Raw genomic sequence first — 15,817 nt, forward strand, 5'->3', positions numbered from 1 at the left:
GGGGTTACTCGCGATGATAAGGATGGTTGTTATTTAAGCTCCAGCCTCGGTAAAGGCTCTCTGCAACAATTATACGCACCAAAGGGTGCGGCAATGTTAAATTAGATAACGACCATTTTTGCTCAGAAGCTGCAATGCACTCTGGAGCAAGTCCTTCAGGTCCGCCAATAAGTAAACTTACATCGCGGCCATCGAGTTGCCATTTTTCCATATTTTTAGCAAGTTGGTGAGTATCCAGCGCTTTCCCTGTTACCTCTAACGTTACAATACGATTGCCTTTTGGAATAGCCGCTAATGTTTTTTCACCTTCAATGTGTAAAATACGTTTTATATCTGCATTTTTACCACGTTTTCCGGCTTGAATTTCAATTAACTCTAGGGCCATATCTTTAGGGAAGCGGCGCTGATATTCTGCAAATCCCGTTTCTACCCATGCTGGCATTTTAGTACCAACAGCAATCATTTGTATTTTCACGTATTACTTCCAAGCATTGTCTAAAATGAGTGAGCGTTTAGCCCCACAGTTTTTCTAGATCGTAATAGCTACGTGCTTCGTTTTGCATCACGTGTACAACCACATCACCTAAATCAACCAGTGCCCATTCGCCGTCGCCTTCACCTTCATAACCTAATGGCTCTGAATCTGCATGACGCGCTTCTTTTGCTAAGTGATCGGCAATTGACTGTACGTGGCGTTTAGAAGTACCAGAACAAATTACCATGTAATCTGTGATATCTGATGTTCCAGTAACGTCAATATGAACGATGTCACGCGCTTTCATATCGTCAATTTTGTCCATAGCAAAGGCGAGTAGTTGTTTTGAATCCAAGGTTTTGTCTCAATTTAAAAATTTAATGGCGCGCATTTTAACACGCTAGGAGTTTTTAAGCATCAATTTGATAGAGCTGATGCACTTCTATGTAATGACTCACTGCATCGGGCAATAGTTCATTCTTTTTATTACTTTTTTTCAGTTGTTCGCGAATGGTGCTTGAGGCCGCATCGAGCATTTCGCCCGGTAAAAAATAAAGTTTACCTGCAAGTGAGTGTTTAAGTGCCGCTACTTCGCCGGCATTTGCGCGTTGCATATAGCTTTTGAGCTCACCTGTTACAGTGCAATGTTGAGCAGGGCGCTGGTACACCACAATATGGCAAAGCTGCGTTATTGCCTTCCACTCAAACCACTTATCGAGATTGTTAAACGAGTCCATACCAATTAAAAATAAAATAGGTGTAGTGGGGTGCTCTTTACGAAGTTCTTGCAAACTAAGTAGCGAATACGATGGACCAGCTCGATTAAGTTCTCTTAAATCGAGTTCAAAATGAGGATAAGGTGCAATGGCTGCGTTTAGCATATTAATACGGTGCTGAGTACTAATTCCCGGCGCTGCTTTATGTGCAGGGAGTGCACAGGGCATAAAATAAAGCGTATTTAAATTAAACGCATTTACGCATTGCTGCGCCATATTTAGATGGCCTAAATGGACTGGGTCGAAAGTGCCACCAAAAATTGCGATCATTTAACACCCATTAGCTATTTATTAATTAACCGCGTGGCACGGCATAGGAATGTTGAGCGGCTGGCAAAATTTAATACAAATATGAGCAAGCGCTTGGTAAGGTGCAATTAAATTACCTTGCTTGTAACTGGCATCAAACAACGCAACATCACTGTTTATTTGTTCTAGTGTATGCATGTTTAAACGGTTAATAGCATTTTGAACTGGACCTTGTTGGTTTTTCCAAATTGCTTTTTGTTTAAATAAATTAGCGATAGGTTCGCCATTCAGTAAACCAAGTTGCACACTTATAAGTGTATTAAGCTCTTTGGTTATAGCCCACAAAATACTCACCACTTCGGTGTTATCGCTGGCAAGTTTGTTTAATACTTTTATAGCTTGTTTGGCGTGACCATTTAATAGCGCATCGCTTAAATCAAAAATATCAAACTTGGCTTGGTTTAACAGACCTTGCATTACTAATTGCTGAGTAATTAATGCATTGCCGTGCAGTAGCGAGAGCTTTTCAAGCTCCTGAAAACAGGCTAACAAGTTGCCTTCGGTGGCATTTATTAAGCTTACTTTGGCGTCGCTTTGCATATTAAGTGATAAACGTTGGCATTGCTCATCAAGCCATCGTTTTACATGAGAGCCCGTAAGCGGGTAGCAAGGTACAAATACACCTTGCTTATCAAGAGCTTTAAACCATGCTCCACGTTGTACTTCTTGGCTGGCTTTAGCGCCTTTAACAATTAAAATAGTATCGGGATTAACCAGCTCAACTACTTTTTTAAAGGTGTTGCTGCCAATAACGCCTGGCTTTTGTTGGTTTAAATCAAGCTCAATAATAGTGCGGGCGCTAAACAGCGACATACTTTGGTACTGGGCTATAATTTCTTGCCAATCGAATCCTTGCATTAAAGTAAACTTAATTACTTCATCAAAACCTTGTTGCTTAGCACTGTCGCGAATTTGTTGTACGCACTGCGCTTCTTGAAAAGGCTCTTCTCCAAATACTAAATAAAAGGGCTTTAGCCCTTTATTTAATTCACTCGGTAGTTGATTAGCGTAGCAGCGCATTATAGTTGCGACAGCTCTCTAACAATACGACGACTGGCTTGCTCACGAATTTCGCTAATAAGTAGCTCAAGCTCTTTTGCTTTTGCTAATGCATGATCCGGATCATCTTGGTAATTACGATAAAGCTCAAAACGTTTTTCTATCGCTTTTTCACCTGGGCGTTTAACTACATACGATACGCCATAAGCGAGCTCATATTCAGCAACTTGGCCGTTTTGAAACAGCGAAAGTGTTTGGCGTTCAATGCTTTCTTTGCGTAAATACAATTGGGCTTTATCTTTAGCTGACGATACTAACTCTACGTTACTCGCTTTAAGCTCTTTTTTAAGCTCAGTGAATAAAGTCGATTTTTCGTCATCGCCTACAAGTGTTAGCTGTTTTAAGTTATCAGGCAGGCTAGAGGCTTTTTTTAAATGAAAGCCACAGCTTGATAACAAAAAACAGACTAGCACTAAGGCTAGTCCATTTTTAATGGCGTTAAATGCAGCCATATTAGTTAGCTACCACGTTAAGTAGCTTGCCTGGTACGTAAATGATTTTACGAATGGTTGAGCCATCAGTAAATTTAGTTACGTTAGATTCTGCAAACGCAAGGGCTTCTACTTGCTCTTGAGTTGCACCAGCTGCCACTGTTAACTTAGCGCGAAGCTTGCCGTTTACTTGTACGATGATTAGTTTTTCATCTTCAACAAGTGCAGACTCGTCAACTTTTGGCCATGCAGCATCTAAAATTTCGCCTTTTTTACCAAGCTCTTTCCAAAGCTCATGCGATAAATGCGGAGTAATAGGTGCAAGCATAATAACTAATGCTTCAAGTGCTTCGTTAGCAATCGCTACATCTTGTTTGTCGCTCAGTGGTGCTTTTAATAACTTATTAGAAAGCTCCATAATAGCTGCAATAGCGGTGTTAAAGGTTTGACGACGTTCAACATCATCAGTCACTTTAGCAATTGCTTTGTGTAAGTCTCGACGTAGTACTTTTTGCGGATTAGTTAGCGCTGATTTATCAAGTGCTTGGTAACCTACTGTTTTAACGTCTACCGCGTACTTCCATACACGTTTCAAGAAACGATGCGCGCCTTCAACGCCTGAGTCTGACCATTCAAGCGTTTGCTCTGGTGGTGCTGTAAACATCATGAATAAACGCACTGTATCTGCACCATACTGGGCAATTACATGTTGTGGGTCTATACCATTGTTTTTAGACTTAGACATTTTGCTCATGCCTGATGAGAATACCGGCTCGCCGTCTTCCTTGTGCCATGCTTTAGTAACGCGGCCTTTTTCGTCGGTTTCGGTGTTTACATCAGTTGGCGAAATCCAAATGTCGCCGCCTTTTTCATCTTTACGATAAAATGTTTCAGCAAGTACCATACCTTGACAAAGTAAGCGGTCAAACGGCTCATCAGAATTAACTAAACCAAAGTCACGTAATAATTTATGGAAAAAGCGCGAGTACAATAAATGTAAAATAGCGTGCTCAATACCACCAATGTATTGATTTACTGGTAACCAGTAGTTAGCAGCAGCAGGGTCTAGCATGCCTTCATCGTAGCGTGGGCTACAGTAACGAGCGTAATACCAAGACGACTCCATAAAGGTGTCAAACGTATCAGTTTCGTGAAACGCCGGTGCGCCATTTACTGTTGTTTTAGCCCACTCTGGGTCTGCTTTAAGTGGTGAAGTTACACCGTTCATTACCACATCTTCTGGTAAGCGAACTGGTAGCATATCTTCTGTTGCGGCAAGTTCTTTACCATCTTCATCGCTAAGCATTGGAATAGGAGAACCCCAATAGCGCTGACGGCTCACACCCCAGTCACGCAGGCGGAAGTTTACTTTACGCTCACCAACACCGAGTGCTTCTAATTTATCGGCAATCGCTTTAAAACCAGCTTCAAAATCAAGGCCGTTAAATTCACCCGAATTTACAAGTACGCCTTTATCGGTAAATGCTGATTCTTTTAGGTTTACTTCAAGATCTGAACCTTCAGCAGGCGCAATGACTTGTTTTATATCTAGACCGTACGCTGTTGCAAACTCAAAGTCGCGTTGATCGTGTGCAGGTACTGCCATTACAGCGCCTGATCCATAATGCATTAATACAAAGTTAGCAACCCAAATTGGTACTTGCTCGCCCGTTAATGGGTGAGTGGCGTAAAAGCCTGTTGCGATGCCTTTTTTCTCCATTGTTGCCATATCTGCTTCGGCGACTTTGGTGTTTTTGCATTCTTCAACAAACATTGCAATAGCATCGCTATTTTTAGCGGCTTCTTGCGCAATAGGGTGACCACCAGCAACAGCAACATACGTAACACCCATAAAGGTATCTGGACGTGTTGTGTATACGCTAAATGTTTCGTCGTTATCGGTGCGTTTAAATTCAATATCACACCCTTCAGAGCGGCCAATCCAGTTGCGCTGCATTGTTTTAACTTGCTCTGGCCAATCTTCTAACTTGTCTAAATCGTCAAGTAGCTCTTGTGCGTAGTCGGTAATTTTAATAAACCACTGTGGAATTTCTTTTTGCTCAACCACAGCGCCTGAACGCCAACCACGACCGTCAATAACTTGCTCGTTAGCAAGTACAGTTTGATCTACTGGATCCCAGTTAACTGTCGACATTTTTTTATACACTAGGCCTTTTTCGTAAAGCTTAGTGAAAAACCACTGCTCCCACTTGTAGTATTCTGGATGACATGTCGCAATTTCGCGATCCCAGTCATAACCAAAACCTAATTGCTTAAGTTGGGTACGCATGTAATCAATATTTTCGTATGTCCACTTAGCTGGTGCTGTTTTGTTTTTAATAGCAGCGTTTTCTGCAGGTAAACCAAACGCATCCCAACCCATAGGTTGCATTACGTTTTTGCCTTGCAGGCGCTGGAAACGAGAAACAACATCACCAATGGTGTAGTTACGCACATGACCCATATGCAGTCGACCACTCGGATAAGGGAACATAGAAAGGCAGTAATACTTTTCTTTGCTCTCATCTTCAGTGACTTTAAATACCTGGTTTTCTTCCCAGTAGCTTTGTACTTTTGACTCTATATCTTGCGGGTTATATTGCTCTTGCATCTATGGTTCCAGACTTCTTGCAAACTAATAAAAAATTGCCGTTAGGATACCCCAAATAAAACACTATTCACAGCGTCAAAAACATGCTTTTATTAAATTGTAACTTTCAGTGCAGGTTAACCTGCCTTTTTATAGTGTGGTTAGCTAAAGACATAAGTTACAGACTGATTTAACAGCAATTTTGAAGGAGTAAAAAATGACTGATTACAAAACATGGCTTAGCAGTTTTACCCATTGGATAAAAGATGTGAAAGAGCATGGTTTAAAAGATGTGGTTTCTGGGTTTGTTGAATCTGAGCAGGCGCTTAAAGATTTAAGTCAAGAAAGATATGAGCTCTACAAAAGTTATTTAAAGAATGATATTGAACATATAGTAGAGAACGAATCACACTATAATTCGCTTGCATGGCAAGAGCTTAAAGAGTCTCTTTGGTTTGAACTTTCGCACATAGAAGATAAAACTCAACTTGAGTGGCAATCTCTTAGCCAAGATTTTAAGCACAATGGTGTGTATCACGCAGGCGAATGGATAGCCATGGGCACATTAGTATGTAAGAATTGCACCCATAGTTACGATGTTTATCACGCTACACAAATTACACCGTGTATTGAATGTGATGGAATCTATTTTAGTCGTAAGGCACTGCACCCTTAAATATAAGTATTAAGTGGCTGCGGGCCACTTAATACGCCCAAAGGCCAGCGAATATGCTGGTAAAAAAAGAAGTTAGAATGACGAAAAAATTGCTGCCACTATCTGTTTCAAAGCTCGCACCGAGTATTTCTACTAATCACGTAAACACGTGTATGAACAATCCATACCCAGAGCAACTTACGTTTATAGGCCAACAACGCGCCCAAAGTGCTTTAGATTTTTCATTAGGGATGGAACTGCCGGGTTACAACGTTTATGTAATGGGCGAGGCCGCTCACGGGCGCTTTACGCTTGTTAAAGATAAACTTAAACAACACGCAAAAGACCGCTCAACGCCAAACGAATGGTTATACGTAAACAATTACGATGACCACAGAGAACCTATTGCGCTGTTTATGCAACCAGGTCAAAGCAAGCAACTTAGTGACGATATAGATTCATTTTTAGATGAAGTACTCGACACCTTTCCTGCGGCATTTGATAACCCAGCGTATCAGCGTAAGAAAAAATCAATCGATCGTGAATTTAACGATGCCTACGACAGTGCTATTACCGCAGTAGAAATTGCGGCGTTTGAGCAAAGCGTTGCATTAGTTGAAGAAAAAAATTCAGTAGGGTTTGCACCACTTGTAGATGGTAAACAATTGAGCGACAGCGAATTTGGCGAACTTGAAGAAACGTTACGTGAAGAGTTTTTTGAAAAAATTGAAAAGCTAGAAGATGCATTAATAGAAGCGTTAATAGAGCTGCCACGTTGGAAACGCGAATCAAAAGAAAAACAACGCAATCTTAAAAAGTCGACTGCTGAGCAAGCCACTAAACCACTTTTAAAAGACTTAGAACATAAATATGCCACGCATATTGGTGTACTGCGCTATTTAAAAGATATACGCGTTGAAATTATAGACGCGGTACTTGAATGGCTAGATGACGAAGATGAAAGTGAAGAAAGCAAAGAAGACTTTGATCGCAAAGGCATGCTTACCGACTTTTTTGCACCTAACATTTTAGTTGAGTTTAAAGAAGACGACGCAGCACCGGTTGTGTACGAGCCCAACCCAACGTTTGGCAATATATTTGGCAAAATTGAGTATTCAACATCTCAAGGCTCTTTAATTACCTGTTATCGCTCAATTCAGGCTGGTGCATTGCATCGTGCTAATGGCGGCTATTTAATTATGGACGCTGAAAAAATCATGGCAAACCCACAGGTGTGGGATGGTTTAAAACTCGCGTTAAAAACACATCAAATTAAAAACGACTTACCGTATCAAGACAGCACAGTAGGGACTAGCTTTACACTTCGCCCGCAGCTTATACCGCTTGATGTTAAAATTATTTTATTAGGTTCGCGCGAGTTGTACTACACCATAGGTGAATACGATGAAGAATTTGCAGAGCTATTTAGAGTATTAGCCGACTTTGATTACTACTTGCCAAGTAGCGATAAATTGCAATACCAGTTTATTACTAAAGTAACCGAGTATTGCGAGCAAACATTAAAGTGCACTGCAACGCAGGCTGCTATGGTGCGTTTACTTAAATTTAGTTACCGCCAAGCTGAGCATCAAAATAAATTATCAGCGCGTTTTGCTGATGTACTTGAACTTATTGCAGAAGCCAGTTACTACGCTAAACAAGACAAATTAGCCGTTATTGACGCGCACCATATTGACGAAGCCATTGGAGGCAAGCAATACCGTACCGGCCAAATTAGCGAAAATATGCTCAGTGATATAAAAGAAGGTCACACACTTATTGCAACCGACGGCCAAGCCATTGGTAAAGTAAATGGCTTAACCGTATTACACATTGGCGATACCTCATTTGGTACCCCTGCGCGTATTACGGCAACGGTTTATGCTGGCGCCGATGGCGTAATAGATGTTGAACGCGAAGCTGAGCTTGGTAAAGCAATTCACTCAAAAGGTGTTATGTTGCTTACCGGTTATTTAGGTAATAAATATGCGCAGCACTTTAGCTTAACGCTTAGCGCTAATATTGCCATTGAGCAAAGTTATGGTTACATAGATGGCGATAGCGCATCTTTAGCAGAGCTGTGTGCGCTTATTTCGTCTATTACAAGCCTACCTATTAGCCAATCAATTGCGCTTACAGGCTCTATAAACCAACACGGCGATGTACAAGCCATTGGTGGCGTAAACGAAAAAATAGAAGGCTTTTTTAAACTGTGTAAAATGCGTGGTTTAACAGGTTCGCAAGGCGTTATCATTCCTAAATCAAACCAAGTTAACTTAGTGCTTGATGACGAAATACTTAATGCGGTTGAAGCGGGTAAATTTAATATTTACGCAGTTGAAACCGTAGACCAAGCGCTTAACTTGTTAATGGATATAGAAGCTGGCGATATTATTGATGACCAGTATCCAGAAAACTCAGTAAACGGTATTGCACTTGCTCGCCTCAAAGAGATTGCCGACATAGTAAACGGCGATGATGACGAAAAAGACGAAGAGCTAGACAACGAAAAAGGTGAATGATGATTAATATAATTTTGGCGGTAGTTATCGCCATTTTTTGTTTTTTAATATTTCAAAATAGTAAAAAAGCAAAACAACAAGCAGGCATAAATGCACAAATAGGTGCAGATTATTTAGCCGCTAACTCAAAGGTAGAAGGCGTAGTAGAAACGACTTCTGGCTTGCAGTATAAAGTAATCCATAAAAGCGAAAACGAAAACACACCAACCCCAAAAAGTATGGTTAACGTGCATTACCACGGCACACTAATCGACGGCACTGTGTTTGACAGTTCAGTAGAGCGTAAAACACCTATTAGCTTTGGTTTACACCAAGTTATTAAAGGCTGGACTGAGGGTTTACAACTTATGAGCCCCGGCGATAAATACACGCTATATGTACCGCACCAATTAGCGTACGGCGAAAAACGTGTAGGGAGTATTCCTCCTGCCTCAGTACTTATATTTGAAGTAGAGTTACTGGCAATTGAGTCTTAGTGATCAAATAACAAGGAAGTAAATTATGAATAAAGACGAATTACTTAAAATAGCCAAGGGTGATATTAACTTTACCTTTCAATCTATCATTTATGCATTAGCGCTGTGCTTACTCGTTGCAGCTGTTTTTTTACTAGAGATGAGCGTTAACCTACAAATGGGTTTAATAGTTTGTATTATCGGTGTGTTTGGAATGACTATTTATAATAATTTAAATACTCGCCTAAATGCGGCGCTTGCACTTATTGCGCTCTCACAAGATAACCAAAGTACTAAGTAAGCAACGAGTTAGTTTAATAAATTGGTATAAGCCCTACTTTAATAAAGTGGGGCTTTTTGCTTTTAGCTAACATTAAAATTTACTCAAGGATTTTAATACGAGGTCGATACCTATAATAGTTACAAAGCTATTTTAGGGATAAAATAATGAAGATTTCACCGACTCCCATTCCATACCAAGTATACAGCTCAAATACTCAAACTTTAGCGCAATCAGATAAACTACCTGTTGAAAAAGCGAGTGAAGAAAAGAGCGAGGAAGAGAGTGAGGAAGAGCCAAAATATGTGTTATCAAAGTTTTTAGATACCAAAGCACAAGAATATAGTGAAGATAACGCAACGTTTGGCAACCAATATAAAAACCTAGAAAAAGTATACAAGCACTTCGCTGGGCGAGTTATTGCGCTGCAAGAGCAAATTAATAAACTTAAACAAAGCCCCGTACAACGTAGTTTAACTATAAACACTTCTGCAAGTGAGCTAAATAAAAGTGATGCGAGTTTAACTTTAGATGCTGACCACCTAGGTGCAAAAAAATACAAAAACACGCAACAGCAAGAACAAATAGATATGTTAGAGCTGCAATTAGGGGAGTTAAAGTCAGAGCAAGCAGCAATAAAACAACAAATGGTTGAGCTGGTTATTAGTGAAATGAAGAGGCGGGGCGACGACTATACTATTTAGCGCCACCAACATGCTGGTGGGCTAGCTTTTAAACTCAATTTTACCCACTTCAAGTTTAAACTTACCTTCTTGCTTGCCTGCAATCATAAAGCCTAGCTGTTTTATATCGTCAAAATCAATAATAACCTGCTGCTCAAGCACGCGGCCGCGATACGTTAAAGTAAAATCACTCGGAGCAAAGTTTATATCTACCCATTCATTTTTTACTGTTTTAAATGAGTGGGTGTACGCTGCGCCATCAAGGTAATTGGTAGTTCTGAGCCTAAGTTGATAGGTTTGTCCATCGCCTTTAACGCGCAGTGCTATAGCTTTAGTATTTTGGCTTTGTGTATTTAGCTCTGTACGTATTGATGCAAAACCGCCGTTATTATCAAGCGAAACATTGCCTGTAAAAAGCAAACTTTCTTGAGTTTGTGTTACTTGGCTATTAGATACACCGCCCATTACTGAGTCGTTAACAACGTACCAGCGCTGGTTTGCATTCGCTTGTGCACTTACAACTAATAAATTAAATACAAAAAGTGATGATAGTTGCTTTGTTGTCATACGTGTTTCCTAATTGGCATTAAGTAAGTGGAGTACTTATAACTAATACGCTTTAATAATGTATTTGTTCACTAATTTAAAACTAATTATTTTTACGAGCCCACTTATCCATTATTTTATTAAATAATATTTCATCATCAGTTTGCTCACCAGGGCAGGTCTGCGCGCTACCTTGAGGCATGCCATTACTACCAAATACGGTTGAAGTATCAATTAAATAGCATTTACCGTTAAATTTTTCTAATCGTCGTGTGCCTATTGTATTTTGGCTAATAACTTCTGATTTTTGTGATTTAACCGATGATTTAATTGTGGGGGTGGCAGCTATTGCATCATCAGTACTATCTGAGTTATCTGCTTCGCCAAACGTGACCATTTTTTTATGCGTTAAGTTATTTATAGGTGCGCCATAAATAGGCGCATACGGGTTAAGTTTTTTAAACGTTTGCGTGTTGGTATTAATGGTGTGGGCAGGGGGTTGAGGTTTATTTGTAATAGTGAGCTTTGTTACTGTTGTTGTTTTTGGTTTTTCGTCACGTTGTTTGGGTGCTTTAGTAACTTGTGTTTGAGTTGTAGGTGTTTTATTAGTGCTTATAGATTCAGGTACTTTTTTTACCTCTAACTTTGCAGGCTCAGCAATCGGTGCGTTAGTGGTGGTGTTAACGGTGCTTAACTTAGGTTGCGTTGATAAGTTAACCATTACATAAGCGTTTATTACGGTGTCTTTTTTTGTTTGAGGTACTTCAACTTTTATTTTTTGCGAAAGTAATTTATGTGAAAGTAATAAGTATAGCAACACGCCATGTATACATAACGAGATAACCCACGGCCACGCATTCCCTTTATTCACATCAAACCCTCAACTTAATAGTGCTGTTAAGAGTCAATAAAATACATTTAGTTCACCTAAAGTTAATGTGTTTTACTTTGTAGCTTTATTGCAGATACAACAAAACTATTTTGCAGTTTTTGTGGTTTTTGCATGTGCTTGGTTACGTTATTATGAGCGCAATCAAACTTAGGAGGCATTATGACATTACTTTTTGAACCAATAGAACTTGCAGGTAAAACATTAAAAAACCGTATTGTTATGCCCCCAATGACTCGCTCGCGTTCAACACAGCCTGGCGATATAGCTAACGACTTAATGGCAACATATTACGCACAGCGCGCAAGTGCCGGGCTAATTGTAAGCGAAGGCACACAAATTAGTGAACTTGGCAAAGGCTACGCTTGGACTCCGGGTATTTATTCAAATGAGCAAGTTGTAGGTTGGAGTAAAGTAACCAACGCAGTGCATAGCGCTGGTGGCGTTATGTTTGCTCAGCTTTGGCATGTTGGCCGTGTAACTCATAGTGACAACACCGGTGGCGTGCAGCCTATTTCAGCCTCGGCGATTGCTGCAAAAGACGTAAAAGTATTTGTAGATACAAACGGCGCACCGGGGTTTGTAGACACCCAACTCCCACGCGAAATGAGCAAACAAGATATTACGCATGTCATAGGCGAATTTCGCCAAGCTGCTAAAAATGCAGTTAATGCAGGATTTGATGGCATAGAGCTTCATGCTGCTAATGGTTACCTTATTAACCAATTTTTAGACTCAGAATCAAATGCTCGCACCGATGAATATGGTGGCAGCGTGCAAAACCGAATACGTTTCTTAATTGAAGTGGTAAATGCTGTTAGCGACGAAATTGGTAGCAGCAAAGTAGGCGTAAGACTAGCCCCGTTAACAACTCTTAATGGCACAGTAGACGAAAACCCTGAGGAAACTTATTTAGCGGTTTCTGAGGCATTAAATAAAGCCGGTGTAGGTTACATGCATATAGCCGAAGCCGATTGGGATGACGCACCTTTGATGAGTGTTGAGTTTAAATACGCTATTCGCAAAGCCTACAGCGGTGTATTAATTTACGCAGGCAAGTACACAAAAGAGCGCGCAGACAAAGCACTTAGCGAAGGCTGGGTCGACATGATTGGTTTTGGTCGCCCATTTGTATCAAACCCAGACTTACCAGCACGCTTAAAGCAAGGCAAGCCTCTTAACAGCCATAACCCCGACACTTTGTTTGGTGGCGCAGAACAAGGCTACACCGATTATCCAACGGTATAATTGCTAGTAAGTAATAAACATTGAGTAAAAACATGAAGGGCTGCATTTTATGCAGCCCTTTTTTGTGCACTGATTCTATTAGCTTTATCTTGAGCAAAAAATAAAAAACGCGTAAGTTAACCGGGTTACCTATTTTAATAACAAGAAAATAAATGAAAGCCAAAGAGATAGAACAATTAGAATTATCAAATTCTGAAACCCGAGAAGTTGTTACCCCCTACGCCTTTAAAATTGACAGTGCTTTACTGGGCTTGCCTTTAGCTACGCCAATTCGGCGTGCACTAGCTATTATTATTGATGTAGCACTGATATTTTTAGCAGCCAAACTCAGCGCGGCTTTAATAGCATTTGTTGCTGCAATGGCTTTTTATAAAGGTACGGCACAGCAATACCTTCCAAAAATGTCGAATGTGTGGCGAAGAATCTTAAAAATAACGGCAGCAAGTATTTTATTTGTAAGCGCACTTACTATGCTTTCAATTGGCATTGATTACCTAGAAGACGATAACGCTGATCAAGGTTTAGCTGTTCAGGGCGTAAAAATACAAGATGAAATTCAGCTTACCGCCACAGAAAAACAACAGGTAAATACTTATTTAGCGCAAACAGCCGATGACAGCTGTGAGCAACCTTGCCAACAAAACGCGCTTGATAATTTAATTGGGCAAGTACCTAAATTAGCAGAAATGGACGACCTACAAAACCCACAACTTGCTACCGTACTTTTACAGCTATTGGTGCTCAGTGAAAATAACGAAATAAAGCCTGCACAGTTAATAGAAGAAAAACCTGCACAAACAACCACAAATAGTATTTTGCAGTGGAGCAAAGGCATTATTCAAGACCTAGGCTTAGGTTTTGGCTGGGCTGCTGTTTACTTTACGTTGTTCTCGCTACTTTGGCGCGGCCAAACACCGGGTAAAAAGGTTTGTAATATCCGTGTTGTCGCCCTAAGCGGTAAGCCATTAGGTTTATTAGATTGTTTTGGTCGCTACGGCGGCTACGGTGCAGGCTTTGCCACAGGCTTGTTAGGGTTTTTACAGATATACTGGGACCCAAACAGGCAAGCAATTCAAGATAAAATATCAGCGACGGTGGTTATTAAAGGTAACTTGAATCAAGTTGTAAATGTGGAAACGGTAGAAGAGACTGTAAAAAGTTAAGTTTGCTCTTATTAATTACAAGGATGGTTATGAAAGCTTTATTAATGGCGTTTAGTTATCTGTATTTTATTACAGCTTCGTATGCGTCAGAAAATATTGTGTTAGCAAAAAAACATCAGCTTAAGTCTATTATTTTAGGTGAGCAGCGCAGTTATAGTGTTTATTTACCGCCAAGCTACAAGCAAAACCTCGAACGAGTATATCCTGTTATTTACTTGCTTGATGGCGACCCAACCCATTTAAAAGCCTTAGCGGGGCTTGTTGAAGCACTCAGTACTGAGCGGCTAGAAAAACAAATTCAACAAGCAATTATTGTCGCTGTTCCAAACAGTAAAAATGCGATAAGAGAGCGCGACTTTACCCCTACCAATGTCGATTGGACTTTTAACGGCAAGCTACTAGAAAAATTTGAAAATATTGGCAATGCCGCAAACTACACCGCTTTTTTTGAAAAAGAACTTATTCCCTTCATTAATAAAAATTACCGTACATCAAATAAGCGGGTATTAATTGGGGAATCTTTCGGTGGCTTGTTCGCAAGCTATGTTTTACTTACAAATCACTCTTTATTTACTGATTACTTAATTATTGATGCAACCTACCTTTGGGATAATAATTATCTCAATCGTTATTTTGACGAGCAACAGCTTATAAATAAGCAGCTTAAAGGCAATGTATATTTTACTTTTGCTAATAATGCAGCTTTTGGTGAAATTGGAGAGGCTAATTATAAATGGGGCTTAGAGCTTGCTAAAAAACTAAAAGCGCACCCGAGTAACAGTTTATATATAAATCAACGTTACTTTGAAGAAGAAACTCATGGCACGGTGGCAGCGCTTAGTTGGTACTATGGGCTTAGGGATCTTCTATACGAAGTAGAGTTAGCCTTGGTACGTAATTAAAAAAAGCAAAGGGAGTTCATTAATGTTTAAGAAATTAGATAAATATATGGATGATTTGAAATCTCCTTACTGGGAGATTTATATCTATCTAATAGCCATTACCTTTTTGATGGCAGGGACTATAACAATATTTTTTGGTGATCAGGGATTAGGGCAAAAATTTGCAAATTTTGGTAGCTTTCTAGGTGGGATTATAGCTCTAATTGCGCTTCTCTATACTAGGCATGAATACTTGAGGCTAAGAGGTTTAAATGAAAGGATAGGTATGATTACAAATACTTTACCTAGACTTAAGGGTTTTTTGAGTGGTAATTTTGTAATGATTGCTTCAAATTATCATACGGTAACATGTGGTTTTAAATGTAACAAAACCGGTATTGACTCTGATTACCTTGAAGAGTTTGAGCGAGAAGATATAGATATAGAAAACCAAATGCTTATAGAAGAGTTGGGTAGTATTTGGAGAGAATATAAGGTTCAACATATAAAAATATTGGAAGCAGGGGCTGATTTAACCTCTAGTTATCTAGATATTCATGAGCAAATAAAAGTATTAATTGAATCATTAGATGATGTACTTTTCTTTATTGCAAAGAGCTTAAAGCATTATAACTATAGTAGTCGTGAATCAAAGTTACTCGAAATTAGGCTAACCAAAAATTTATATTTCCAAAAATATATCCAGAATAAATTTAATACATTGGGTGAGCTTAATATTGATGAATATGAGCAATCGAAATCTGAACTTCAAGGGCTATTAGATAAAGCTATAGCTACACTAAAGTTATAAGCTTTTGTATATTCATGAAGGTGAAATACTAGCGTCAGGTATAT

At 39.6% G+C, this 15,817-nt stretch carries 17 protein-coding genes; 9 read left to right on the forward strand and 8 right to left on the reverse strand.

Features of this window, described 5'->3' with window-relative positions:
• Positions 1 to 4 precede the first annotated feature (4 nt).
• From rlmH to leuS, 6 genes are read right to left on the reverse strand one after another with little or no spacing between them, the layout of a single operon-like run.
• Positions 5 to 475, reverse strand: a complete 471-nt coding sequence (rlmH, locus tag GQR39_RS03330; RefSeq protein ID WP_007585562.1) for a 23S rRNA (pseudouridine(1915)-N(3))-methyltransferase RlmH — start codon at positions 473 to 475, stop codon at positions 5 to 7.
• A gap of 37 nt (positions 476 to 512) precedes the next feature.
• Complete coding sequence (rsfS, locus tag GQR39_RS03335) at positions 513 to 830, reverse strand: ribosome silencing factor (RefSeq protein ID WP_007585564.1); 318 nt, start codon at positions 828 to 830, stop codon at positions 513 to 515.
• Positions 831 to 885: 55 nt separating this feature from the next.
• Complete coding sequence (nadD, locus tag GQR39_RS03340) at positions 886 to 1,521, reverse strand: nicotinate-nucleotide adenylyltransferase (RefSeq protein ID WP_165734805.1); 636 nt, start codon at positions 1,519 to 1,521, stop codon at positions 886 to 888.
• A gap of 21 nt (positions 1,522 to 1,542) precedes the next feature.
• On the reverse strand, positions 1,543 to 2,580 hold the full coding sequence (holA, locus tag GQR39_RS03345) for a DNA polymerase III subunit delta (protein ID WP_010554702.1): 1,038 nt from the start codon (positions 2,578 to 2,580) through the stop codon (positions 1,543 to 1,545).
• Positions 2,580 to 3,071 (reverse strand): LPS assembly lipoprotein LptE, encoded by a 492-nt coding sequence (lptE, locus tag GQR39_RS03350; RefSeq protein WP_010554703.1) that lies wholly within the window; start codon positions 3,069 to 3,071, stop codon positions 2,580 to 2,582. Before lptE ends, holA begins: the two co-directional genes overlap by 1 nt.
• 1 nt (position 3,072) lies before the next feature.
• Entirely contained in the window at positions 3,073 to 5,661 is a 2,589-nt protein-coding gene (leuS, locus tag GQR39_RS03355) for a leucine--tRNA ligase (RefSeq protein WP_007585573.1), read from the reverse strand.
• 196 nt (positions 5,662 to 5,857) lie between these two features.
• On the opposite strand from leuS, the gene GQR39_RS03360 reads away from it, so the two are divergent.
• From GQR39_RS03360 to GQR39_RS03380, 5 genes are all read left to right on the forward strand, one after another.
• Entirely contained in the window at positions 5,858 to 6,316 is a 459-nt protein-coding gene (locus tag GQR39_RS03360; protein WP_007585575.1) for a zinc ribbon-containing protein, read from the forward strand.
• Positions 6,317 to 6,393: 77 nt separating this feature from the next.
• Positions 6,394 to 8,817 carry an AAA family ATPase gene (locus GQR39_RS03365; RefSeq protein WP_231614036.1) on the forward strand — a complete coding sequence of 808 codons (2,424 nt, stop codon included), beginning with the start codon at positions 6,394 to 6,396 and terminating at the stop codon, positions 8,815 to 8,817.
• Complete coding sequence (locus tag GQR39_RS03370; RefSeq protein WP_033012432.1) at positions 8,817 to 9,293, forward strand: FKBP-type peptidyl-prolyl cis-trans isomerase; 477 nt, start codon at positions 8,817 to 8,819, stop codon at positions 9,291 to 9,293. The genes GQR39_RS03365 and GQR39_RS03370 overlap by 1 nt, the downstream gene beginning before the upstream one ends.
• Before the next feature lie 25 nt (positions 9,294 to 9,318).
• The gene (locus tag GQR39_RS03375) at positions 9,319 to 9,573 is read left to right on the forward strand and encodes a hypothetical protein (protein WP_002958531.1); all 255 of its coding nucleotides are present in this window, start codon (positions 9,319 to 9,321) and stop codon (positions 9,571 to 9,573) included.
• 146 nt (positions 9,574 to 9,719) lie between these two features.
• A complete protein-coding gene (locus GQR39_RS03380) occupies positions 9,720 to 10,256 on the forward strand; it encodes a hypothetical protein (protein WP_165734807.1) in 537 nt (178 codons plus the stop codon).
• 21 nt (positions 10,257 to 10,277) lie between these two features.
• Here GQR39_RS03380 and GQR39_RS03385 read toward each other — a convergent pair whose 3' ends face one another.
• Both GQR39_RS03385 and GQR39_RS03390 read right to left on the reverse strand, forming a co-directional pair.
• Positions 10,278 to 10,802, reverse strand: coding sequence for a CIA30 family protein (locus tag GQR39_RS03385; RefSeq protein WP_165734808.1), 525 nt, complete (start codon positions 10,800 to 10,802; stop codon positions 10,278 to 10,280).
• An 82-nt stretch (positions 10,803 to 10,884) separates the two neighbouring features.
• Positions 10,885 to 11,652 (reverse strand): hypothetical protein, encoded by a 768-nt coding sequence (locus GQR39_RS03390; protein WP_165734809.1) that lies wholly within the window; start codon positions 11,650 to 11,652, stop codon positions 10,885 to 10,887.
• A 180-nt stretch (positions 11,653 to 11,832) separates the two neighbouring features.
• On the opposite strand from GQR39_RS03390, the gene GQR39_RS03395 reads away from it, so the two are divergent.
• The 4 genes from GQR39_RS03395 (at position 11,833) to GQR39_RS03410 (ending at position 15,773) form a co-directional block, all read left to right on the forward strand.
• The gene (locus GQR39_RS03395; RefSeq protein WP_165734810.1) at positions 11,833 to 12,918 is read left to right on the forward strand and encodes an alkene reductase; all 1,086 of its coding nucleotides are present in this window, start codon (positions 11,833 to 11,835) and stop codon (positions 12,916 to 12,918) included.
• Positions 12,919 to 13,070: 152 nt separating this feature from the next.
• Positions 13,071 to 14,081 (forward strand): RDD family protein, encoded by a 1,011-nt coding sequence (locus tag GQR39_RS03400; RefSeq protein WP_165734811.1) that lies wholly within the window; start codon positions 13,071 to 13,073, stop codon positions 14,079 to 14,081.
• Positions 14,082 to 14,110: 29 nt separating this feature from the next.
• The gene (locus GQR39_RS03405; protein WP_165734812.1) at positions 14,111 to 14,983 is read left to right on the forward strand and encodes an alpha/beta hydrolase-fold protein; all 873 of its coding nucleotides are present in this window, start codon (positions 14,111 to 14,113) and stop codon (positions 14,981 to 14,983) included.
• Positions 14,984 to 15,005: 22 nt separating this feature from the next.
• Positions 15,006 to 15,773, forward strand: a complete 768-nt coding sequence (locus GQR39_RS03410; protein ID WP_165734813.1) for a hypothetical protein — start codon at positions 15,006 to 15,008, stop codon at positions 15,771 to 15,773.
• The last annotated feature ends 44 nt before the right edge of the window (positions 15,774 to 15,817 follow it).

The sequence above is a fragment of the Pseudoalteromonas sp. C8 genome, from assembly GCF_011378685.1.
Taxonomy (GTDB): domain Bacteria; phylum Pseudomonadota; class Gammaproteobacteria; order Enterobacterales; family Alteromonadaceae; genus Pseudoalteromonas; species Pseudoalteromonas arctica.

Bases quoted from the DNA above. Each gene is read 5' to 3' on its own strand.
- nadD (WP_165734805.1), bottom strand. From the start codon at position 1,521: ATGATCGCAATTTTTGGTGGCACTTTCGACCCAGTCCATTTAGGCCAT.
- holA (WP_010554702.1), bottom strand. From the start codon at position 2,580: ATGCGCTGCTACGCTAATCAACTACCGAGTGAATTAAATAAAGGGCTA.
- lptE (WP_010554703.1), bottom strand. From the start codon at position 3,071: ATGGCTGCATTTAACGCCATTAAAAATGGACTAGCCTTAGTGCTAGTC.
- leuS (WP_007585573.1), bottom strand. From the start codon at position 5,661: ATGCAAGAGCAATATAACCCGCAAGATATAGAGTCAAAAGTACAAAGC.
- GQR39_RS03360 (WP_007585575.1), top strand. From the start codon at position 5,858: ATGACTGATTACAAAACATGGCTTAGCAGTTTTACCCATTGGATAAAA.
- GQR39_RS03365 (WP_231614036.1), top strand. From the start codon at position 6,394: ATGACGAAAAAATTGCTGCCACTATCTGTTTCAAAGCTCGCACCGAGT.
- GQR39_RS03370 (WP_033012432.1), top strand. From the start codon at position 8,817: ATGATTAATATAATTTTGGCGGTAGTTATCGCCATTTTTTGTTTTTTA.
- GQR39_RS03375 (WP_002958531.1), top strand. From the start codon at position 9,319: ATGAATAAAGACGAATTACTTAAAATAGCCAAGGGTGATATTAACTTT.
- GQR39_RS03380 (WP_165734807.1), top strand. From the start codon at position 9,720: ATGAAGATTTCACCGACTCCCATTCCATACCAAGTATACAGCTCAAAT.
- GQR39_RS03385 (WP_165734808.1), bottom strand. From the start codon at position 10,802: ATGACAACAAAGCAACTATCATCACTTTTTGTATTTAATTTATTAGTT.
- GQR39_RS03395 (WP_165734810.1), top strand. From the start codon at position 11,833: ATGACATTACTTTTTGAACCAATAGAACTTGCAGGTAAAACATTAAAA.
- GQR39_RS03400 (WP_165734811.1), top strand. From the start codon at position 13,071: ATGAAAGCCAAAGAGATAGAACAATTAGAATTATCAAATTCTGAAACC.
- GQR39_RS03405 (WP_165734812.1), top strand. From the start codon at position 14,111: ATGAAAGCTTTATTAATGGCGTTTAGTTATCTGTATTTTATTACAGCT.
- GQR39_RS03410 (WP_165734813.1), top strand. From the start codon at position 15,006: ATGTTTAAGAAATTAGATAAATATATGGATGATTTGAAATCTCCTTAC.